This is a genomic window from Candidatus Laterigemmans baculatus, from assembly GCF_010367455.1.
In the GTDB taxonomy this organism is placed as follows: domain Bacteria; phylum Planctomycetota; class Planctomycetia; order Pirellulales; family Pirellulaceae; genus Laterigemmans; species Laterigemmans baculatus.
Genome location: NZ_WRPR01000065.1, coordinates 1 through 23,641 on the forward strand (window position 1 = coordinate 1; position 23,641 = coordinate 23,641).

Here is a 23,641-nt window from a genome sequence, read left to right on the forward strand (position 1 = left end):
TAAAAAGCAGTCGCCTTCGGCTTGCCGTTAAACGATTTTTCTGCGAGCCGTCCCGCTCCGAACCAATCCAAAGTGGCGCTGTCCAGCTAGCTTTGGGTGGGAGCTTGTCTTGTGATCGTTAATCGCCACTATCGATTTGTCTATGTCGCCGCTCCTCGAACGGCGTCGACTTCGACTCGGGCTTGGCTTTCGCAACTTGCAGGCTCCGAGGCATTTTCTGACCAGCACTCGACGGACCTCCCTACAGCGTGCCGGGGGTACTTCGTCTTCGGCACGCTCCGCGATCCGGCGGAGCGGCTGCTCAGCCTGTGGCGGTATCACTGGCGGAACGATCCCGATCGCCGACCGCTCGATCGCTATCTGGCGGACTTGCCGACGATGCACCCGTTCCATAGCCGCAGCCAAATGAGCTACTACCAGGAGGTGGACCTGATCATTCCAGTCGGCCCCGAACTCGAACGGTTCCTCCTCGATCGCGTGTTCACCGCTCGAGGTTACAGGCCGCAATTCTCGAAGCGGTTACCGCGACTCAACGCGACGCTGGCGGACCCGGCCGGGGTGAGAACCGCAGTCGCCGAGCGTGCCTGCCAGGTCTGGCCGGACGATTGGGACCAGTGGACTCGCCACTCCTCCGCGGCTTCTTCGGACGGCCCGGCTTCTTCGGACGGCCCGGCTTCACTGGCCCCGTTGCTCCCCAGCTCGTCACCGCCGCCCTGACCGCGCAGTCGGGCGGCGCGAATCGCACCACCTCGGTTCCCTCGGATTCGGCGATGCGTGATTCGCCGGGGTGGCTGATTCGGCTGGAAATGACGGCACCGTCCCGAGCTTTTCCTCCTTGTTCGCAAAGGGTGAGCTACGGTTTCGCTGAAAGTGTGCTTCCAGGCAGTTCGTTTTCAACCGTTCTCACGCTGCCGCCACCCTGCACCGTTGGGAGGCTGGCGGAGGAATTTGTTTGCCGATGTCGCTACCCGTGGAGTCTCCGGAGTCGAGCACCTCGAAATACAGCACGCTCGCTGTGGTCGCGGCCGTGCTCTGGGGAGGATTGGTCGCCGCGGGCTCGGTGGTTGGATCGTGGTATGAGAACACGCCAGCCGCGGCGCACGAGGTCGTCGACCAGTGGCCCGCGGAGACGGCTTGCGGCTTGGCTACGACGCGCCCCACCCTGCTGATGTTCATCCACCCCCGCTGCCCCTGCTCGCGGTCGAGCATCAGTGAGCTGGCCGTCCTGATGACGCGTTGCGAGGGCCGAGTGGATGCGCAGGTCTTATTCCTCTGTCCAACATCCACGTCTCGGGATTGGGCGAAGACGGATCTGTGGGAGAGTGTCCGCAGGATTCCGGGGGTGGCCTCACGAATGGACTTCGATGGTGTGGAGCATCGTCGCTTCGGAGCCCGCAATTCGGGAGAAGTCTTTCTGTTCGCGCCAGGCGGCGAACGGCTGTTTCACGGCGGCATCACGGCGGGACGCGGACATGCGGGGGACAATGCGGGACGCGCCGCGCTCGAAGCAATCCTCTGGAATCAGGACTCGCCCGTCAGGACCACACCTGTGTTTGGTTGTGAACTGAACTGCCCCTCTCCCCAGACCCAAGTGACCCACACTGCGGTCGCCGATGCGAAGGACGGAAGATGATCGGACGCAGCGCCTCCCTGCCCCTGACGCCGGACGCCGCGGCGTTACTCGCCGAACAACGGTTGCAGATTTATCGGCGGACCGATCGGATGTTCGCTGGGCTGATGCTACTGCAGTGGGCTGCAGCGGTCGGCGGTGCCATTTGGCTCTCTCCCAAGACGTGGGCGGGGACAACGAGCAGCATCCACCCTCACCTGTGGCTGGCGATTGTCTTCGGTGGCATCCTTTGCAGCTTGCCCGTTGCACTAGCCGGGTTCGCTCCCGGAAAAACCCTCACGCGTTATACGATCGCGGTCGCCCAGGTTCTCTTCTCTTCGCTGTTGATTCATATCACCGGCGGCCGGATCGAAACGCACTTTCACATTTTTGGCTCGCTCGCTTTTCTCGCTGCCTATCGAGACTGGAAGCTACTGATCCCTCCGACGATCGTCGTCGCGGTCGATCACTTGGTGCGAGGGCTCTTCTGGCCGGAAAGTGTGTTCGGCGTCTTAGCCCCCAGCCAATGGCGTTGGCTTGAGCACGCCGGATGGGTTCTGTTCGAAGACGTGTTTCTAATTATTTCCATTAGCCAAAGCGTCCGTGAGATGCGGACGAGAGCAATCCAAACCGCGCAGCTCCGGTCCAACCATGCACAACTCCAGCAGGCCAAAGAGCTAGCAGAGGAAGCGAACGCGTCGAAGAGTGCGTTCCTGGCGAACATGAGCCATGAGATTCGCACACCTCTGACGGGGATCCTTGGGTTTACCGAAGTGTTGCGGCGCGACGTCGGTTCGGTGGAGCAGCAAGAAAAATATCTCGATACGATTCAGTCGAGCGGTCAGCACCTACTCACTCTGATCAATGATATTCTCGACCTCTCCAAGATCGAGGCAGGCCGGATGGAGTGCGAGCGGATCGCCTGCTCACCGCACGAGATTCTCTCCGACGTCCTGTCGGTGCTGCGAGTGCGAGCTCAGGAAAAAGCAATCCGGCTCGAATGCGAGTGGACCACACCGGTTCCAGAGACGATCGTCACCGACCCGGCCCGTCTCCGCCAATTGCTGATGAACCTCGCCGCCAACGCGATCAAATTCACCGAGTCGGGCCATGTCCTGATTCGGGCTGCGGTTGATCCGGTCGGGCCGGAGCCGAGACTGGTCTGCGAAGTCGAAGACACCGGGATTGGGATCGCACCGGAATGTCTGGAGCGAATCTTCCAGCCGTTCGACCAGGCCGACAACTCCATTACCCGCAGGTACGGCGGGACGGGACTCGGACTGGCGATCAGCCGGCATATCGTCCGTGAGCTCGGTGGAGAGATATCCGTCGAAAGCGAGCCTGGCCGCGGAAGCACGTTCCGCATCACTCTCGAGACAGGCCCGCTCGATGATGTCCCGTTCATGGAAGAAGCGTTCTGCGAAGCCTTCCGCTCCAGAACGTCAGGTTCCAAGTCGGACTTCCAGTCGTACTCGCTGACGTCGGCTCGCATCCTTTTGGTGGAAGATGGGGAAACCAACCGGCAGTTAATCTCGCTTGTCCTCAGCGAGGCGGGAGCTTCGGTCGTGTGCGCCACAAATGGCCAAGAAGGGGTCGAGATCGCCACGGACGGAACCTTCGACCTGATTCTGATGGACATGCAGATGCCGGTCATGGACGGCTACACCGCGGCGCGAACGCTTCGGGCGGCCGGCTGTGAGCTGCCGATCATCGCACTCACGGCACACGCCATGCGCGGCGATCGAGAGAAATGCCTTCAAGCTGGATGCAGCGGGTTCCTGTCGAAACCCGTCCAGATCGATCAACTGCTCGACACGGTGCAGACTGCCGTCGGCGAACCCGCGAGCGGATCACGCACCGAGAGCGGCGATCCGATTGTTTCGACGCTGCCACTCGAACTACCCGCGTTTCGCCGGATCGTCGACGAATTTGTCCTCAAACTCGCTGACAGAGTCAATGAGATGCAGATCGCGTATGAGGCTAGCGAATGGGATGAACTGGCAAGCCTCGCCCATTGGCTAAAAGGTTCGGGAGGAACCGTCGGCTTCGACTGCCTCACTGCACCGGCCCAGAACTTGGAGCAGCACGCAAAGCAGAAGAACGCGGCTGCGGTACATACGACACTTCTCGAGCTGCATTCACTCGTCGATCGCATCGCCGGCGTGGCTGTCTAGCACTCCGTGAGACGACTCCTCGGAATCTTATACCCATGCTTACCTTGGAACTAACAACCGCACATTCGGAAGTGGCGCTTCCGACGGGTGCTTCGGCATCCGGGGATCGAGCGCCGTTGCGAGAGGCGAAGTTGCGGGATGTGAAACAGTCTCGAATCCTGATCGTGGATGACGAGCCGCTGAATATCGCAGTCGTCCAAGGCTATCTGGAGATGGAGGGCTACCAATGCATCCGCTCGACCGACTTCGCCGTCGATGCGCTTCCGATGGTCGAGCAGTTTCGGCCAGATCTCATTCTCTTAGATATCCACATGCCGGAAGTGAATGGGCTGGAGATTCTGAAGGCGCTCCGCGCGGATTCTGAATTCTCCACCATTCCCGTGGTCATCTTGACGGCAACGTCGACCGATGAGACGAAACTCGAGGCGCTGCAGTGCGGCGCGACGGATCTGCTGTCGAAGCCTGTCCATCAAGGAGAGATGCTGGCCCGAATCCGCAACGTGCTGACGGTCAAGTCTTATCAAGATCGGCTCCGCGGGTATTCCGAAGAACTCGAACTTGCCGTGCGGAAACGCACCGCGGAGCTGGAGGCTTCTCGACTGGAAGTCATCCAGTGCCTGGCTCGGGCCGCGGAATTCCGCGATGATGATACAGGACAGCACATCATCCGCGTGGGCCGTTATGCCCGCATCATCGGAGAGGAGCTCGGGCTATCCAAAGATTTTCTGGAAGTCCTCGAACCGGCCGCCCAGTTGCATGACGTTGGTAAAATCGGGGTTCCCGACGCGATCCTGTTGAAGCCGGGAAAGCTGACGCCTGAAGAATATGAGGTGATGCAGAAGCATTGTGGATTTGGCAAGAAGATTGTGGACTGTCTTCCAGCACGCGAAGCTGAGATCATCCGCAACCACGCGGAACTCGGAGCGAACATTCTCGAGAACGTTCGCTCCCCGATTCTCGCCATGGCCAAGCGGATCGCCTTGACCCACCATGAACGTTGGGATGGGACGGGCTATCCGATGCGGCTCGCGGGCTCCGAGATTCCGCTCGAAGGACGGATTACCGCGGTTGCCGACGTCTTCGATGCACTGAGTTCCAAACGCATCTACAAGGCCGAATTTCCCTTGGGAAAATGCTTTGAACTCCTGGAGGAAGGTCGAGGAACTCAGTTTGACCCCGCGGTGCTCGATGCGTTCTTCGCCCGCCGCGAGCAAATCGTCCGGGTCCGCATCGAATTGGCCGATGTCGACGCCTGATTGGGTGCCCAATCAGCGGACCGTTATTCAATGGGCCGCCAATCAATGGGCCGGCTGAAACTGTAGCGAGTAGAGATCGGCGTTCTTGATTTCGAATCGTAGCCGCACCGGCTTGCCCGCGTGCTGACCGAGCTCGGTTCCCTGGGGCCACGGGACCGTGTGGGCGATGGCATCGCCGGTCAGCGGTTCGGAGGAAGCGATCGGCTCGCCGGCCGCGGTTTCTAGATGCACGCGGAGAGTGCCCCCATCGTGAGTGGCGAAGTTCAGCGCCAATGTATCGCCTGAGAACGTCAGCGGCTTGGTTCGCAGTTCGCCCCCTGCATCGCCCGAGCGCACTGAGACGAACCCGTCGACCCGGTAGGTGAAGCGGCGAAGACGGCTGTCGGGCCCCGCGTAGTAGGCTTCGGTCCCGTAGACCGCATATTCGCGGTCGCTCTCGGGCAGACTGAGCAGCGCGTTGGCCATGTAATTGCTACGGTTGCCATCGCGATCTTTGGGGGCGGTGGGAGGGATCACCGCTTCGTTCCAGCGATGGAAGTTCACCCCGTCGCGGCTGGACATAAAGATCGGCTCGACTCGCGCGTTTTGATCGGGCAGAAAGCGAGTGGGAAACCCAACCCGAATGTGGGGAGCGCGCGGGTACGGACGGATTGCGTTGGTGTAGAGGTGCTGGCTCGGTGCGTCGCCGTACTCGAGCGGAACGGGATCGGTCCAGTTCACAAAGTCGTCGGAGGTGCAGGTCATAATGGCGCGGACCCCGCCGATGAATGCTCGGTGGTAGTCGACATACTTCTTCGTGTGCGGATCCCAGAACGCCAAGTTCTGCGAATCAAACGCCCCTTTAGTGATCACTGGCGAGTCCTGGATCAGCGACCAGCGGATTCCATCGGCGGACTGAAACGCATACAGCCCCTTCGGTCCACGCGAGATGCCCTTATAGCGAGCTTCCGGCGGAGCCTCCGGGTTCTGATCTTTAAAGGCTACAAAGCAGTGCGATCCTAAGCCCTTGAGGATGATGTTGTTGGCTTTGGAACCTTCATACTCGACGAGTCCCAGTTTCGGCTTGGTCCAGTGAATGCCATCGCGGCTCTCGGCATAGCAGGTGACTTCCGGGTGCGTACCGCGCTGCGTTTTCTCGTCGGCATGGGAACCGCGATAGTACATGCGGTACAGGTCCCCGTCCTGGAACATCGTGTAGTAGGCGCTGGTGTTCCCTTCCCAGGGCTCGTCGGTGACGAGCACGACTTCGCGGGCGGTGGGTTGATGGAGGTGCTGCTGGACGTCGCCGATTTGCTCGGCGATGAGGAAGTCGTCGACGAACAGCTCCAGACGAGAGCCGATCGCCACCGGCTCGGCGGCACTCAGTAGTGACGCGGTGATGCAGCATGCTACGAGAGTTAAAGAGCGAATCATCATCGGTTGGTTCCTCTGTCGGGTGAGCGTCTCGATCGGTCCAGTTCCGCACCAGTGGAGCCCCCGTGGAAGTCGGTTGGGGGGGGCGGTGCGGGCGCATTGTATCGACACCTGCCGTCCCAGGGGCAAAAAAGATTGTCGGCGCGGGGGTGGCGGATCGGACGGATGGAGGTGCGGTGCGGGAGGGACCGCGGATCCCACGGAGAGCGCAGAGGAAAGGGGGAGGATCAAGACTCCAAAATCCACGTTCTCCGTCCTCTCCGCCGTTCGGTTCTCCCCGCCTCCACTTTCTTCGTGCTCTTCGCGTGCTTCCCGCCATCCTGCGGCTATTCGTGGGCAGGAGGTTGCGCCAATTGATCCCGGCAGAGGCGTCACCCTGGCAGGGGCGTCGCCACGCACCAGACGCAGGGGTATACTGGCCGCACCTTGCTTTCCGACCAGTCTCTTAGCGCCGATTCTTTGGAGCGACAGCGATGTCACGTGAAGACAGCTCAAGACGGGCTAGAAGCCGCCGAAATCGCCGCATCCTGTTCGAGTCGCTCGAGCCGCGGCGGTTGCTCGCTGCGGCGTGGCGGAATCCAGCCGACGCATTGGACGTCAACCAGGACCAGCGGATCTCGCCGCTCGATCCCCTGGTCGTGATCAATGATTTGAATCGCAACGGGGCTCGGCTGCTGGAGCCGCAGAGGCCGAGCGAGGAGAGCCACTTCTACGACGTCAACGGCGACAGCCGAATCACTCCGCTCGACGCTCTGCAGCTGATCAACGCGCTGAATCGCGGACGATCCGGCGGCTACGCGCTGGGCGAGGGGAGCAATGCCGCGAGCGAGATGTCCGTCACGATTGGGCTCGGACAACCGGAGGGTTCGCGGACCTATCGCTTTGCCATCGACGCGGATTTCGATACTTCGGATCCGAACTCGGCGGTCGAGGATACGTTGGCGGTTTATCTCCGCGACCCACTCGATCCGGCGAAGACGGTTCTCGCTGGGGGAAGGCCTGGAGGGGCGCTGTTTACGCTCGCCGGTTCCCGCGCCGAGTACGCCGCCGGCGCGGTGCGTTTTGACGGCAGCGTGGTCGAGATCGATCTGACGGAGGTCGAGGGGGCCGAGGCAGGCGAGTTGGTCTTTCAGTTGATCAACAGTGACGACGACCGCGGCTCGAGCGTCATCCTCCACTCGTTGGCCAACGTCGTCGATCCGGAAGGCGCGGCGGCCGAGGTCGTCGCCGCGGAGCAGGAAACCGTGGCCGCGGCCGGAGCGCTGGACGTTCCCTCGTTGACCTCCTCCGATGAGATTCAGCTCGATGTCACGGCGATACAGTTTGACAGCAGTCGAGGCGAGTACCGAGCGGCCGTGCGAGCGCGGAACCTTGGCACTGCGGTCGGACGGAACGTGGCGGTGGTTCTCCCGGGGCTTCCCGAGGGAGTGACGCTCCGCAATCGCTCGGGAACGACCGCCGCCGGTCACCCCTATCTCAACCTGCGGCACGCGATTGCGGCCGGAGGTCTCGGGCAGAACGCTCGCTCGGGTTACGTCGAGCTCGTGATCGACACGCCCACGCTCAAGCCCTTTTCGCTGGACGCGGAAGTTTGGGTGGGCGAGCCGAATGGGGCGCCGACGCTGCAACCGATCGCGCCGCTCACGGTGACCGCTGGTGACGTCGTCGAACTCTCGCTCAATGCGACGGATCCCGACGGGGATCGCTTGCAGTTCGGCCTGGTGCCGGCCCCGACGATGCCAACGACGCGGATGCGGAACAACGGGACGCTCGTCTTCTCCCCCTCCCCTTCGCAACTCGGCACCTACCAGTTCAACGTCTTCGTGCGGGACGGGCTCGAGCGGGTGGAGCAAACGGTCGAGTTGACTGTCGTTGCCGATCCGCTGACCACGACGCGCGTCGCTGGGCGGGTGCTCGATGTCGACGGCACACCGCTGGCCGGAATGCTGGTCGAGATCGGCGCCGTCCAAGCCTTAACCGACGACGAGGGAGTTTTCACGCTCGATCTGGGTTCCGGTCCGCTCGTCAGCGACACGCTCAAGATCCGCGGCGATCAGTACGATGCCGGCGAGGGCGTAGCCTATCCGTTCATCGCCGAACGCTTGCCGCTGATGCTCGAGCACGAAGTTTTCAGCGGCGCTCGGAACGTGATCCCGCGACCGATCTATCTTCCGAAGCTGGACATTGCCGGGGGTTCGAGCGTCGACCCGAACGTCGCTACGACGGTCGCTCAAGAGTTCGCGCCGGGCGAGACCGCGGAGGTGTTTGTCGAAGCTGGCACACTGATGAATCTGCAGGGCACGCCCTTCGACGGAGTGCTGAGCATCACCGAAGTCCCGCCCAGTCTGACGCCGGCCGCTCTACCGGAGAACATGCTCGCGGACACCGTGGTGACGATCCAGCCGGGCGAGATGGTCTTCAGCACGCCGGCTCCGTTGACGCTGCCGAACCGGGCGGGGTGGGCGCCGGGGACGCTGATGGACCTGATGTCGATCAACCCCACGACCGGCGAGTTTGAAATCGCAGGCAAGGGACGCGTCAGCGACGATGGCAGCGTGATCGAAACGATCGAAGACGGAATCCGCAACAGCAGTTGGCACTTCTTCACTCCCGATCCGCCCGAGCCGCAGGATCCCGAAGAGAACCCTCGTAACGAAGATCCCGAGTGCGATCCGTGTGGAGCAGGTGGCGACTTCACTTCCGAAGTCCAATTCCATTCCGGAGCAGTGATGGAAAGCCACGCGCTCCCCACCTATCAGTCGCTCGGCGTCAGCCGGGGCGTCCGCCTGACCTACGACTCGCTGCGGGCCGACCCGCGGCCGATCGTGCATGCCGGATACAGCGGCGTAACCCAGAGCGACTCATTGCGGCTGGTCTCGCGTCTGACGATCGAACGCAATGACATCCGCGTCACCGTCCCCGGCTACCAGCCGCAGGCTCGGCCCGAAGGAGTCCCCGAGCGGATTGGGGTGAGCGGGAGGTTCCGCGAAGCCCTCCTTGGCGATCCATGGACGGAGATTCGCGAACATACGCAAGCTTTTGATGCAAACGCCGGTCAGTATCTTGCGATCCAAAACATTGCGACGTTCCCCAGTTATTGGCTCAACATCGAATTAACCGCTCCCGATGGTACGTCGATTCCGACCGGAACAGGCGAGCCGATTCTCCTCCCGCAGTCTGGAAGCTATACGGTCACGGTTACGCCGAGCTACTATCCCGAGCCTGGGAATGAGTTGCATTTCAGCTTCGAACTGGTCGATGTCTCTCACCTGAATCTTGCAGGCGGTGAGCATCTTTTCGCGGTTCGCGGTGGCGACAACGAGATCGCGATGCAGGCCGACATGAGCGGTCTGCCTACCGGAAAATATGACTACACGCTGAGCACCGGATTGCTGCAGCTGACCGACGCAGGATTCGCCGGCACGATGTCGCCCTCGCGAGGTTCGCTCTATCACGTCAACTCCGTCTCGAGTGCTGTGGGAGCAGGCTGGGGCATCGCCGGTTTGCAAGAGATCGTCGAAAATCCGGACGGCTCGTTGCTGCTGATCGACGGCGATGGCAGGGAACTGATTTACAAAACACCGCCGACCGCCGGCGCGCCATATCAGTCCACTCCCGGCGATTTTTCCGTGATGGAGCGGACCGCCGAGGGAGTATTCCAACGCACGATGCACGATCAGACGGTGTATCTCTTCAACGCCGACAATCAGCTAGCGAGCATCACCGATCGCAACGGGAACCGCACCGAATACGTCTACAGCGGCAAGAATCTGATCAAAATGATCGATCCGGTCGGGCTGGAGACGACCTTTGAGTACGAAAACGGCAAGCTCGTTCGGATCACCGATCCGGCGGAGCGGACGACGACGCTGGAGCATGACGCCAGCGGGAATCTAACTCGCATCGTCGATCCCGATGGCTCGGCCCGGACGTTCGCCTACGATGCCCAACACCATCTGACCTCCGAAATCGACCAGCGGGGGAACCGCGAAGAAACCTTGTACGGATTCCACGGCCGGGCGACGGGGGCGATCCGCAAAGACGGCACCGAGGTGCGCGTCCAACCGGTGCAGGTGCAAGGTTTGATGCGAGCCGAGGCGACGATTGACCCGCTCAATCCGCCTCTTGCTTCCGATCTAGGAGAGGCAGAGGCACAGTACGTCGCAGCCAATGGCAATGCTCGCCGCACCATCGTTGATCAACGGGGACAAGCGGTCGCGGCGATGGATTCCCTCGGAGCTCTTCCCACGGTCGAGCGAGATCCGGAGTCCAACCTGGTGACCACGCGCATCGACGCTCGAGGAAATGCCACCCGGTTTACCTATGATGTTCACGGCAACCTGCTGAGTGTCGCCGATGGAATTTCACTGACGGCTGCTGGAGAAACTTTCGCAAGCGACTTCACTCCGAACTCGGTGGTCCTGGGGGACGTCAACGGCGATGGCCGCGAGGATGCACTCGCGGTGGGACAGGATGAGTCTGATAACAGCATCGTCGTCGTCCTGGTTGCCCAAGGCTCCGGCGCGTTCGCCGCACCGCGGCTCTTCTCCGTGGGGCAAAACGCCACCGATCTGGCTGTCGGTGATCTCGACGGCGACGGTGCAATCGATGTGGTCACCGCCAATCGAGGCAATCCCGACTCGAGCGTCAGCGTCTTGATCGGCGACGGCGAGGGAGGCTTTGGCAACCGCGTCGACTACGCCACCGGAGCCTATCCCAGTGCGCTTCGATTGTTCGACACCGATGGCGATGGCGCACTCGACATCGTGACAGCCAACTCTGCTGCCAGTTCGGTTTCGGTATTGCTCGGGCGGGGCGACGGCAGCTTTCCGGGCCCGATCGCGCGGACCGGGGAAAGTCCGACGGCGCAGGTGGCGGCCGATCTGAACGGAGACGGCGTCGTCGACATCGTCACCGCGAACGGCTCCTACGATACTGTCCCCGGAGCGTCGCTGTCGGTTCTGATCGGCGATGGCGACGGGAGTTTCACGACGTCGGAAGTCTCGCTGGGGACTGACGAAGGGAGTCTGCGTGCGTTGGCCGCGGGCGATGTTAACGGCGATGGCGCGGTGGACATCGTCGTCGCCGATGATGCGGACAGCGGCGGTCTCGCGGTGCTGCTCGGCACCGGCAGCGGTGGATTGACGGCGAACAGTCGCACCGACCTCGAGGGCCGGTATCTCTCGGCCCTTGCGCTGGCCGACATGGATGGCGATGGAACGCTCGATGTGGTGGCCACCACAGGCTCGGCGTTGCTGGTGTTGCTGGGCTCCGGTGAGGGAACGTTCTCCGCACCGTTGGTCGAACCCGGCGCATGGGGAAGTCTGCTGGCGCTCGGCGACGTCAACGGCGATGGCAGCATCGACGCGGTGCTAGGCTCAACGTCGAATAGCAGCGTCGAACTCCGACTCGGAGCCGGGGACGGAACCTTCACAGATCCCTCCTACGTGCCGGTCGGCGGCTCGATCGGCTCGTTCGACTTGCTCGATTTTGATGGCGACGGAAACCTCGACCTCGTCGGGGATTTCCGCGACGGTGAACTGCTGGGAGCGGCCGTGCTTTTGGGAGCCGGAGACGGCACGTTCGCTCTGGCTTCCGCCGATCCGGCAACGGTGCTCAGCGAGGAAGTGGGAGACACGCTCGCCGCGGCGCTCACCGTCAACGTCCCGTCGGAGGGGCGGGTGCGACTGCAGAGCAGCATCGGTGACAACAGTTTCGGTAGCAGTGACGTCGACCTCTACCGCGTCGAACTCACCGCCGGGGAGGGATTTGTCATTGATGTCGACGCGCGTTCGATTGAGCTGAGCTCGATCGATAGCATTCTGCGAGTGTTCGATAGCAGTGGGACCCCGCTCTACAGCAATGACGATACAGCGGATCTCGATCCCGCTCTTCGGTTCACCGTGCCCGAAGACGGCGTCTACTACGTCGGCGTTAGCAGTTATTCGAACTTCGGCTACGACCCGACCGTTCCCGAAAGTGGGAGCGGTTGGAGTACCGGCGACTACCAGTTGACGCTCAGCCGGGCCGGTTCGCTTCCGGGCGACGATCAACGCACGCGGTTCGCCGACGTGGACGGGGACGGATTCGTCGACGCCGTCACGTTTGCGTCCGAGGGCTGGTGGGGCGGCTCGAGCAGCCTCTGGTTCCAGGCCGGGCAGAGCGATGGAACGCTCGCGCCGCCGGTAGAGACGCCACTTGAGTATGCGGTGGAGGTGGACGATTTCCGCTTGGCCGATCTTGATGGCGACGGCATCCTCGACGTGTTCGCTGCGTGGAGCGATGGCAACCGCATCGTGCAATTGGCCGGACAATTCGGGGGAGGCTTCGCACCGTTCTCGCCGCGCTCGGCGGACGTGTCGGTCGGTTCCTGGCCCGTGGCACTCGCAATCGGAGACCTCAATGGAGACGGCATCGCGGATGTGGTGACGGGGAATGACGCCAGCGTTTCGGTGCTGATCGGTGCCGGCGGAGGGGCTTTTGGCGAACCGCTGGAGCTGGCTCTCGCCGCCGAGGTCGAGGAGGTGGCGATCGGAGATCTCGACGGGGATGGCGTCGCCGACCTCGTCGCTGCTCTCGGAGAGCTCGACCGGGTCGCCGTGTTTATCGGCAAGGGGGACGGCAGCTTCGAGCCTCGCCGCGAGTATGCCGTGGGGGGTGAACCGGTCGGGCTGAGTTTGCTCGACAGCGACGGCGATGGCGATCTGGATGTAGTCGCCGCCAACGAGGAGGACGCCAGCCTCACGGTGCTGCGAAACAACGGCGACGGAACTTTTCCAGGTCTGGTGCTGCACACGGGAGGCTCGGCAAACGCGGTCGCCGCGGGGGATCTCGATGGCGATGGCGTCGACGACCTGGTCACCGCGAACGAGGAGGGAACGGTGTCCGTCCTGCTCGGCGGCAGCGGCAGCTACGCCCTCGCGGCGGATTATTCGCTCGGTGAGAACCATCAAGCGCTGGCGGTCGCGGTTGCGGATGTGAATCAGGATGGACGCGCCGACGTGGTGGTGGCTGCCACCGAGGACTATTGGCTCGGGCGAATCGCGGTCCTCCTGGGCAATGGGGATGGATCGCTCGGTTCCCCACGCCACTTCGAAGTCGGACAGAATCCGATCGCTGTTGAGGTGGGCGACGTGAATGGTGACGGAGCGATCGATATCGTCGCGGCGAGCGATGGCTACTCCGATTCGGCTGTGTCGGTGCTGATCGGCGATGGCGATGGCAGCTTCAGCGGCCGCGTCGACTACGCCGTCGGCAATGAGCCCGAATCGCTCGAGTTGATCGATGTCGATAGCAATGGAGCTCTGGACATCGTCACGGCCAATGCGGCCGACGATTCGGTTTCGGTGCTCCTCGGTCGCGGCGACGGGACTTTTCCGGGACGGATCGCGCGGACTGCCGACGAGCCGATCGCCCACCGGACGGTGGATCTGAACGGCGATGGAGTGCTCGATCTGATCACCGCCAATACGAGTTACGAATCGGCCTCCGGGGCATCGCTTTCGGTCGCCATGGGCCGCGGCGATGGCAGCTTCGAGACGCCCACCCACATCGCCCTGGAGCTCGCCGCCGGTAGCCTCCGCGACTTCGACGCAGCCGATCTCGATGGCGACGGGGCGGTCGAGCTGGTCGTGCTCGATGAGTCGCAGGGGGGAGGATTGACGGTGCTGCGCGGCAACGGCGGCGGCGAGTTCACGATTCAGGACCGCCTCCCGCTGGCCGGCTATGGACATGCCGTGATTTTGCTCCGTGATATCGACAGCGACGGGGCCCGCGATGCGATCATCGGTACCGGATCGGAACTGATGGTGCTCCTCGGCAGCGGAGACGGAACCTTTGCCGACCCGCTGGTGGAGAACTGGGTGTGGGTCGACTCGATGGCGATCGGCGAAGTGACCGGGGACGGGCGTCTCGATGTGGTCGTTGCCGCAGAAGGCGACAGCAGCATTGTCGTCTGGCCAGGTGGAGCTGAACCGGGAACGTTCGGTGATGCCCAGGAGATTCTTCTCCAAGGTTCGGTGCAGACGTTTCAGTTGGCAGATGCCGACGGCGACGGGCTGCTCGATATCGTCGCGAACGTACAGAACGGCGACCTGCTCGGGACGGAGGTCCATTTGGGGCGAGGAGATGGAACGTTTGCGGAACCACCCCGCAGCGTGACCTCCTTCGATTTCGACGCTGGGCCAGTTCTGTCGACGGCGACGCGGGTCGACCTTCCCCTGGCCGGGACGCTCACAGTGGGCTCGCGGATTGGCGACAACGCCGACGGGAGCAGCGATGTCGACCTGTACCGCGTCGAGCTATCGGCCGGTGAGGGGTTTGCTGCTCGCGTCCTAGGTTTTGACTCGTTCGAGCCGCTGCTGCGAGTCTTTGATGATCGCGGGAATGAGATCTCCCAGTCCAACGATTTTACTCGCTTTGCGGCCCCGGCCGACGGCTTCTACTACCTCGGCGTCAGCGACATTTCGCATTGGACCTACGATCCGGAAGTCGCCGGCGGCAGCGACGGAGGCAGCGGCGTTACCGGGCTTTATGGGTTGTCCCTGAGCCGCCTCGCGAGTCTGCCGAGCGTGTACCAGAAGACCGCCGTCGGCGATCTCGACGGAGACGGTCACCTCGACGTAATCACCCTCGCTCCGAACTCGACGTGGGACGAAGGCAGCAGCCTCTGGTTCGAAGCCGGACAAGAGGATGGGACATTCGCCGCACCGGTCGAAACGCCGCTCGAGTACAGGATCGAGACCAACGAATTGTCCTTAGTTGACGTCGATGGCGATGGCGATCTCGACTTGTTGGGGAGCTGGCGTGAGGGTGATCGGGTTCTCCTGATGGCGGGCGATGGGACAGGAAAATTTGCTCCATTCGATCGCCGAGCCGCGGACATCCCTGCGGGAGAATGGTCGGGAGCCGTGGCCGCTGGCGATCTGGATGGCGACGGAATGGTGGACCTAGTGACAGGAAACTACCAAAGCGTCAGCGTGCTCCGCGGGCAAGGCGGCGGGGGTTTTGACGCGGTCGCGGAACTCCCTGCGACTGGTTATGTCGAGGACGTCGTGTTGGGAGATCTTAACGGTGATGCAATACCCGATATCGTCGTCGCTCTCGAGAGTGTCGATCGCATCGCGGTCTTTTTGGCTGACGGAGCCGGCGGTTATCAGCCCCGCCGCGAGTACGCCATGGGAGAGGAGCCGGTCGACTTGAGCTTGCTCGACAGCGATGGCGATGGCGACTTGGATATCGTCGCAGCCAATGAAGAGCAGGCCAGCGTTACCATGCTGCGGAACAACGGCGATGGGACTTTCCCGGGAGCGGTGCAGCATTCCGGGGGATACGCCTATGGGCTGGCCAGCGGCGATGTGAATCGGGACGGTGTCGAAGATTTGATCGCGGTCAATAACGATAACCCTAGCCTCTCGGTGCTGCTCGGTAATGGGCAAGGCGTGTATGAGTTCGCGACGCGTTATTCCGTCGGCGACGATGTATGGCCTACCGCAGTGACTTTGGCGGACCTCAACCAGGACGGGCATGTCGATTTAGTCAGCAGCGGATACCATGGCAACTCGGGCGGAGCTGTGTCGGTGCTGCTCGGTCAGAGCGACGGCACTTTTGGCCCCGCCTCAAACACGCTGCTGGACACCATGGCCGGGGCCGTGGCGGCCGGAGATGTTAACGGCGATAGAATTCTCGACATCGTCACGACGAACCAATCTTACTCCGACTCCAGCGTCCACGTGTTGCTCGGTGCAGGAGACGGAAGCTTCAGCAGCAGCGTTGAATATGCAGTCGGAACTTTCCCAGAATCCTTGCGACTAGCCGATCTCGACGGCGACGGCGTGTTAGATATCGTCACCGCCAACGCATACGGCGATTCGGTGTCGGTCCTGCGAGGACGCGGCGACGGGACCTTCCCAGGCCGGATCGACCGGACCGGACCCGCGCCCGTCGCTCACCTCTCCGTCGATCTCAATGGCGATGGGATCCGTGACGTGGTCACCGCCAACGGGACCTATTACGGCACGACCGGACTGACGCTCTCGGTGCTGCTCGGCCGCGGCGATGGCGGTTTCACTGCCACGGACGTGTCGCTTGATGTGGATCTCGCGAATCCGTCTGGACTAGCCGCCGACGATCTCGATGGGAACGGCACCGTCGATGTTGTCGTTGTCGCGGTCGATGGTACTGGGAGCGGCCGGCTCATTGTGCTTTCGGGCGATGGCGACGGCGGCCTGACGACACAAAGGCGATTCAGGCTCGGGAACGTTTATCCACTCGCGGTGTCGCTAGAAGACCTCGACGGAGACGGCGCCTCGGATGCAATCGTCAGCACCACCGGCGTCACGCTCGTCTTCGCGGGCAATGGGGAGGGCACCTTCGGGAGCCCCGAGAGCACGGTGGTTCGGGGCAGCATGGCCTCGATCGAGGATCTCGACGGCGACGGGGCACTCGATCTGGTGACGTCCTGGAATCAACAAGCCCAGTTGCACTATGGGAATGGCGACCGAACATTTGCCCCAGCCGTCTCAGTGCCTCTTTCCAGCAGCTTCAATTTCCCCGTGACCTCGCTGGTCGTCGCCGATGCCACTGGCGATGGGATTCGCGATCTCATCGCAGCGATGCTAGATGATCGCTTTTTGGACGACGCGACTGGCCGACTCGTCGTGCTCGCCGGTGCGGCTGACGGTAGCTTCGCCGATCCGATCGATGTGACCTTGAGCGAGGGGACTCAGCCGGTTGCACTCGCCAGCGAGGATATCGACGGAGATGGAGATTTCGACCTCGTGCTGCTCGGATCCACTCAGCACGGTTTCGCTCCGCATACGCCGTTGTCGGTCTTGATCAATGAGGGAAATGGAGCGTTCCAACCATCGTTGGAGATTAACGTCGATGGCTCAGTCGATGATTTGACGACGGGTGATTTTGATGGCGATGGGGTCGCCGACCTGTTACTCCGGAGCATGGGGGGAAGGCGAGTCGTCGTCATGCGAGGCGACGGCGCAGGCGGCTTCGCTCCGCTCGATCCGCGGGATGCGGACCTCGTGGTCGACGACTTCCCGCGGTCCGTGGCGGTCGGCGACGTCAATGGCGACGGGATTCTCGATTTGGTGACCAGCAACGCGTCCAGCCTTTCGGTGTTGATCGGTCGCGGAGGGGGAGCGTTTGCAGCCGCTGTCGATCTCGCGGTCTCCGGCGATCCAGAAGCGGTCGAACTCGGAGATCTCGATGGCGATGGCAATCTCGACATCGCCGCAGCCGTCAGCGGCCACGACCGCATCGCCGTGTTCCTCGGCAGCGGCGACGGACAGTTCCAAGCTCGCTACGAATATGCCGCGGGTGATGAGCCGTTTGTCATCCGATTGCTCGACAGCGATGGGGATGGGGACTTGGACGTGGTGACGGGGAACGCAGCGGACGCCAGCTTGTCGGTATTAGAAAACGACGGCGATGGAGCTTTTCCAGGCCGAGCCTTCTATGTCGGACCCGAGCCCCGGTCCGTTGTCGCTGGAGATGTCAACGGGGACGGCATCGCGGATCTGGTATCGGCAAGCGAGGACGATGGCAGCCTCTCCATACTTCTGGGCACGGCAGAGGGTGACTATCAGCGGGCGGTGGACATCCCCTTAACGGTGACAGGAACGAAACCGATCGGTTCGGCGGGCCGACGTTTTACGTACGATCCCCAGTTCCACCAAATGACGAGCGTCACGGATGATCTGGGGCGGCGAACTCTTTTTGAGATCGATCCCGCAAATGGCAACCGGCTGTCGACCACGGAGGTCGTCGGGGAACTGGACAGCGAAAGCGACGAAACCGATGACCTCGTCACCCGCTTTACCTATACCGCCGAGGGGCTCGTCGACACGATTGTCGATCCGCTCGGGCGGATCACTGACAATGATTACGACAGCTATGGGCGTCTGGTCACGATTACCGTTGCCGTCGGGACGTCGGACCAGGCATCGCAACACTTTGAATACGACGCGGCGGGGAACATCACGGCGATCATCGACGAGAACGGCGCGCGTGCGGAATTCAGCTACGATTCGCTGAACCGCGTTACCGAATCTCGCGATGCGGATCCCGATGGAACCGGCCCCCTCGAGTCGCCAGTGACCGTCCTCGAGTACGACCCGCGAGGCAACGTCACGCGCGTCGTTGACGCTGAGGGAAGCGAGTCGACTACCCTCTACGACGCCCAAGACCGGCCGATCGAAGTGACCGACGCGACGGGTGAGACAACTCGCTTTGAGTACGACGCCGGAGGGAACCTGTCGCGCACCATCGATCCTCTCGGAGCGGTAACCTCGCACCGCTACGACGCGCGGAATCGCTTAGTGGAGACGGTGGATCCGGCCGGCGGACGGACCACCTTCCGTTACGATGCGGACAACAACCTCACGCAAGTAACCGACCCGGTCGGGAACGTGACGCGGTTCGGGTATGACCTCCGCGACCGCTTGGTGCGAGAAACCGACGCACTCGGCAAAAGCATCGTGAATGACTACGATGCGGCTGATAATCTTATCCGCCGCACCGATCGAAACGGACGGGCGACCGAATATGTTTATGATGATCTCAATCGACTGATCGCCGAGACTTGGGTCGGTTCGGGTGCGGAGAGCGAGAACGAGATCGATTATGTCTACGACGGGGCTAGCAATCTGCTCTCCATCACCGACGCCTTCAGTTCCCTCGAATTCATTTATGATGCCCGCGACCGCGTCACCCGCGTCGACAGTGCGGGAACGCCCGGCGCTCCCGAGGTATCGCTCCAGTACACCCACGACGCTGTGGGCAATGTGCGGTCGGTAACCGACACCGTCGACGGAACCGCGGGCGCTACGACCGAGTACGTTTACGACGCGTTGAACCGAGCGACGCGGCTTTCGCAGAGCGGCAGCGGCGTTGCGGACAAGCGTGTCGAGCTGGCTTATAACAGCTTGGGCCAACTGGCGTCGATCGATCGCTTTGCCGATCTCAGCGGCGACACTCTGGTTGCCGCGACCGATTACACCTACGACGCCCTCAATCGTTTGGCCGACCTGCGACATCGCAACGGCAGCGAGGACATCGCCTTCTACGAATTCACCTATGACGTCGACAGTCGGATCACTTCGATTCGAGACATCGACGGGCTGACCACTTACAGCTACGACGCGACCGACCAGTTGATCGGCGCTGCTCGCGGTGATGGAGATATCCGCGGCGACGAATCGTACCAGTACGATGCCAATGGCAACCGCGTCGCCTCGCATCTTCATGGCGAAAGCTACGTCACAGGACTCGGAAATCGCTTGCTCTCCGATGGCACGTTCGACTACGAGTACGAAGGCGAGGGCAATCTGGTCCGCCGCACCGAGATCTCGAGCGGCGATTATCGGGAGTTTGTCTGGGACCACCGCAATCGGCTGACCTCCGTGACGGACAAGCTCTCCGACGGGACGCCCACGCAGCGGGTCGAGTTCCGTTACGACGCGCTCGACCGGCGGATTTCCAAAGCGGTCGACACCACTCCGGCCGATGCCGTCGATGCGGCGATCACGCATTTTGCTTATGACCGCGAAGACGTGATCCTCGACTTTGTCGACACCGACGGAGCGGGCCCCGCCGAACCGTCACTCGACAAGCGTTACTTCCACGGCCCCGGAATCGACCAAGTCTTTGCTCAGGAAGGCAGCACGGCCGATGTGCAGTGGCTACTGGGGGACCATCTGAATAGCGTGAGAAATATAGTTCACCAAGTGACCGGTCAGCTGGTTTCGATCCTGTATGACACCTTTGGAATACCAGTGGACGCAGCGACGATAGAGAGCACGACGCGATTCGGTTTCACTTCCCGAGAATACATTTCCCATCTTGGTACTTATCACTATCGGGCCCGTGACTACGATTCCGCGATTGGACGTTTTATCTCGGAAGATCCTATTCGTCACGCGTCCGGTGACCCAAACTTGTACCGCTATGTAGAAAATGCTCCGGTAAGCATGGTCGATCCCTCCGGGCATAAAGGTGCTTCATCAAGTTGTGATATCAACTTGAACGACTATGGGGGGCCGCTTGTGAAGACCGCCGAAGGCCCCACGCTGAAGGACAAAGTCAAAGACAAAATCAAAGATTGGTTTCCGCTGCCAGGACTAGACCCGGATGTCTATAGCGTTCCCAATGGACGGATTGATCCAAAGACAGGTTTAGAACAGTCGGATACGATTATTAATATTCTAACCATCCCAACTGGCGGTCCAGACTGATCGCCTTGTGCGGATGAGCCAGGCGGCTACTTTGCTGACGGGGGAACGCCCAAGCATGTGCTCTACCGCTGGCTCCAGAGCGCCGCGCCATCGGCGGTAGGATTTCCATACCGCGGCTTTACTCTGTGTGACTCGAAAAGAATCGGGGCGCGCGAGATTATGCCCTGGAATAACGGAAAGACGGAGAGGTCACGACAGCTAGGCTCTGTCGAATAATCCTGAGCCGAGGGCGCTAGCCGCGGGTGCTGCAGCGAAAACTTCGGGGCTGCGAGGCCCGAGGCTAGCGCCTACGGCTCAAAAGACTGATGCGAGGCCCGAGGCTAGCGTCTGCGGCTCAAAAGACTGATGCGAGGCCCGAGGCTAGCGCCTACGGCTCAAAAGATTGAAATCACTGGATTTTCTGACAGAGCCTAGCTGGACATTGGACTGCGGATATCGCCGATAGCACGGAATGTCCATTCGAGCTCTCCCTTCTATCCGCGTTTTCCGTGCTATCTGCGGTCCTTCTCCATCGTGCATCCATTCGTTCAATTCGTGTCATCCGTGGTTGTTTCCCCGGCAATGTCCCTCCACTGATTCTGTTAGAGTCAGTGACTTTGGAAACCGGTCGCGGCCTACGGCTCACAGTACTCGAGGGCGAGCAGGGCGTAGCCGGTGACCGGGGCTCGGTCGCCTTCCATCCAGCGGGGGTTTTCTTCGTTGACCCACGAACCGTCGGCCGCTTGCGCTTCGGCCAGCGTGGTGAGCAGCTCGCTCCGCCAATCGTGCTCGACGCCTTGAGCGTCGGTCAGCGTCTCGAGTCCGGCCGCGTCGAGTGCTTTGGCGAACGTGTGATAGTAGTAATACAGGCCGGCAGCTCCCATTCCGGGATTCTGCTCGAGCGTGTAGTGCCGGCGGATGAAATCCATCGCCGCTTTGACGCGCGGATCGTCCTTATCGACCCCCGCATAAAGCATGCTTTTCAAACCGGCGTAGGTCATCGAGCCATAGCTCCGCAGCCCGCCATTGGCGGTCTGGCCAGCTTGGCTCTGGCCACCGGCGGCCGGCGTGTAATAAAAGCCGCCGTCATTGACCTTCGTTGCAAACGGCGTGTCGTTCGCCGGCGACTCCAGATTCTGCGTGCGGCTGACGAACCGTAACGCCCGCTGGATCGCCTCGTCACTGCCATCGCGGCCAAGGTCGTGCAGCGTCTCGATCATGTACGACGTATTGGACAAGTCGGGCCGTTTGTGGCTTCCGTAGCCCGCACCGCCGTAAGCCGCATCGGAGGAGGTCAGCCCTTCCCCCTCGTCCCACTGAATCCCGCGAAGGAAGTCTTCGGCCTTCTTGAGCGCCTCGTCGTAGCGCCCCTGCTGATTCGCCGCAAGCATGGCTTGAATGGCCAGGCACGTCTCGTAGTTCCGGTGCGTCGAACCATCCGAGTAAATGCCACCGTCGGGACGGATGTTCGACTCGATGAACTTCAGGCCCTTTTCGACCGCCGGATCATTCACCGCTGCCGGCCGATGCTTGAGAATCGCCGCCAGGCACAGACTCGTGACTCCAGTGCCCGATTGACCGCTGAGAACACCATCTCCGGCGATGGCTTGGCTGCGGAGATACTCGATTCCGCGGTCAACCGTTTGGCGATAGCGGGCCATTTCCTGCTGCTGATCGGCCGCGAGACCGGAAGAGGCAACGGTTCCTGCCGCGTACGCGAGCATCGCCATCTGCATGGCTCCGCGACGATTGATTCCTCGATTCTCCGAACGTGATTCCTTCGGCACTTCATCGCTCCCTGTGAGTATTCAAAACAGCAGTGTTCGGGGATTCCAAAAGCAGTTGCCATGCCAAGCCAGCCGATACGCGACCGGCCCTCATTTTCCGTCGATTCCTCTTAGCTCCCGTTCCGCCGCTGGCGAAAAAACCGCCACCGAAGGCGAAGAATCCGCCGCAGTGTTGTCTTTCGCTCCGCAAAAGTTGCGGAGGAGTGCCGCTTTCGCGGAGCGAGAGGCGACGATCCACCAGCCTAGTCGGCAAGATCTCTACGGTGGGCGCGCGTGGCCCGTTCGAGCTGCGCGTGGCTTTCGAACGGCAGGTAGGCTGCTCGCATCTGAAACCCGTAGGCCTCCCCAATCTTGTAATCGGGGATAAACCACTGAAAGTCCCACGCCGGGTTTCCTCCGCCGCCTCCGGAGGGGGACTGCGCGAGCCAAACCTGGTCGCCGGGCTGAAACATCTGCACAAACGCCATGGAGTGACTGACGCCGTAGTACCACGGCTCGGTGTAGACGAACCGGGAGCGGTGGCCGACCAGGCTCAGCGGAAAGTCTGGGTCGACTTCGATCTGGTGGGGGTAACCGTCCGGCGGGTGAGTGCTGTCGATGCCGTGCCGTGGACTGGTGGCAGTGACGAGCGCGCCTGCTGAACTGCTGCCGCGCTCTTTGCCGAGAAAATGAATCGCCGTGTCTTCAGGAGCCTGGATGTAACTGGCCCAAAAGAGTCCGATGTATCCGTGCCGATACCCGCTTTGCCGCGGAATGCACTCGAAGGTGTATTCGATCGTGCCATCTTCGAGCAACCGGTAGCGGCCGCAGCTCTCCAGCCCCCAGTTCCCGGTCGGCGGCTGGTAGAGTTCCACGGTCGATTCGTCGATCGTCCGCAGCTGCATGGGAAAGGCCCGCGGCTCGAACTTCTCCTTCAGCCCCTCGGCGGTCCCGTCGTGGATGTGCTCAAAATTGAGACCGGCCAGCGCCGGAACAAAAAGATTCGCCTTGCGGTCGCGGTGAGTCAGGGAGGCGATCCCGTTATAGCCTGCTCGATGGCCGGGCAATTCAGGCACGTCGACCGCGAAGTTGTCGACGACGATTGCAGTGATGGGGTCTTGCTTCAAGACGACGTAGTGCTGCTCAGTTACCTGATACCTCACCGCGGGGTTTGTCAGACTCGTCACACCGGGTGCCG

Annotated in this window: 8 protein-coding genes; 5 read left to right on the forward strand and 3 right to left on the reverse strand. The window is 61.8% G+C overall.

The genetic code is table 11. The features are described from left to right. Positions 1 to 111 precede the first annotated feature (111 nt). From GNK13_RS13470 to GNK13_RS13485, 4 genes are all read left to right on the forward strand, one after another. Positions 112 to 717 carry a sulfotransferase family 2 domain-containing protein gene (locus GNK13_RS13470; RefSeq protein WP_164103070.1) on the forward strand — a complete coding sequence of 202 codons (606 nt, stop codon included), beginning with the start codon at positions 112 to 114 and terminating at the stop codon, positions 715 to 717. A gap of 241 nt (positions 718 to 958) precedes the next feature. Next, positions 959 to 1,633 (forward strand): hypothetical protein, encoded by a 675-nt coding sequence (locus tag GNK13_RS13475; protein WP_164103071.1) that lies wholly within the window; start codon positions 959 to 961, stop codon positions 1,631 to 1,633. Beyond that, complete coding sequence (locus GNK13_RS13480; protein ID WP_164103074.1) at positions 1,630 to 3,783, forward strand: ATP-binding protein; 2,154 nt, start codon at positions 1,630 to 1,632, stop codon at positions 3,781 to 3,783. Before GNK13_RS13475 ends, GNK13_RS13480 begins: the two co-directional genes overlap by 4 nt. A gap of 140 nt (positions 3,784 to 3,923) precedes the next feature. After that, entirely contained in the window at positions 3,924 to 5,039 is a 1,116-nt protein-coding gene (locus GNK13_RS13485) for an HD domain-containing phosphohydrolase (RefSeq protein ID WP_235935129.1), read from the forward strand. 42 nt (positions 5,040 to 5,081) lie between these two features. Here the strand turns inward: GNK13_RS13485 and GNK13_RS13490 are convergent, their stop codons facing one another. Continuing rightward, on the reverse strand, positions 5,082 to 6,455 hold the full coding sequence (locus GNK13_RS13490; RefSeq protein ID WP_203329059.1) for a hypothetical protein: 1,374 nt from the start codon (positions 6,453 to 6,455) through the stop codon (positions 5,082 to 5,084). Between the two features lie 470 nt (positions 6,456 to 6,925). Here GNK13_RS13490 and GNK13_RS13495 point away from each other — a divergent pair, with 470 nt between their 5' ends. Next, positions 6,926 to 20,698 carry an FG-GAP-like repeat-containing protein gene (locus GNK13_RS13495; protein WP_164103076.1) on the forward strand — a complete coding sequence of 4,591 codons (13,773 nt, stop codon included), beginning with the start codon at positions 6,926 to 6,928 and terminating at the stop codon, positions 20,696 to 20,698. A gap of 614 nt (positions 20,699 to 21,312) precedes the next feature. On the opposite strand, the gene GNK13_RS13500 is transcribed toward GNK13_RS13495, so the two are convergent. Both GNK13_RS13500 and GNK13_RS13505 read right to left on the reverse strand, forming a co-directional pair. After that, on the reverse strand, positions 21,313 to 22,413 hold the full coding sequence (locus GNK13_RS13500; RefSeq protein WP_164103083.1) for a prenyltransferase/squalene oxidase repeat-containing protein: 1,101 nt from the start codon (positions 22,411 to 22,413) through the stop codon (positions 21,313 to 21,315). A 293-nt stretch (positions 22,414 to 22,706) separates the two neighbouring features. Next, positions 22,707 to 23,606: a hypothetical protein gene (locus GNK13_RS13505; RefSeq protein ID WP_164103077.1), complete on the reverse strand. Its 900-nt coding sequence runs from the start codon at positions 23,604 to 23,606 to the stop codon at positions 22,707 to 22,709. Positions 23,607 to 23,641 lie beyond the last annotated feature (35 nt).

Coding starts and splice junctions, on each gene's coding strand:
- GNK13_RS13480 (WP_164103074.1), top strand. CDS start 1,630: ATGATCGGACGCAGCGCCTCCCTGCCCCTGACGCCGGACGCCGCGGCG.
- GNK13_RS13495 (WP_164103076.1), top strand. CDS start 6,926: ATGTCACGTGAAGACAGCTCAAGACGGGCTAGAAGCCGCCGAAATCGC.
- GNK13_RS13490 (WP_203329059.1), bottom strand. CDS start 6,455: ATGATGATTCGCTCTTTAACTCTCGTAGCATGCTGCATCACCGCGTCA.
- GNK13_RS13475 (WP_164103071.1), top strand. CDS start 959: ATGTCGCTACCCGTGGAGTCTCCGGAGTCGAGCACCTCGAAATACAGC.
- GNK13_RS13500 (WP_164103083.1), bottom strand. CDS start 22,413: ATGCAGATGGCGATGCTCGCGTACGCGGCAGGAACCGTTGCCTCTTCC.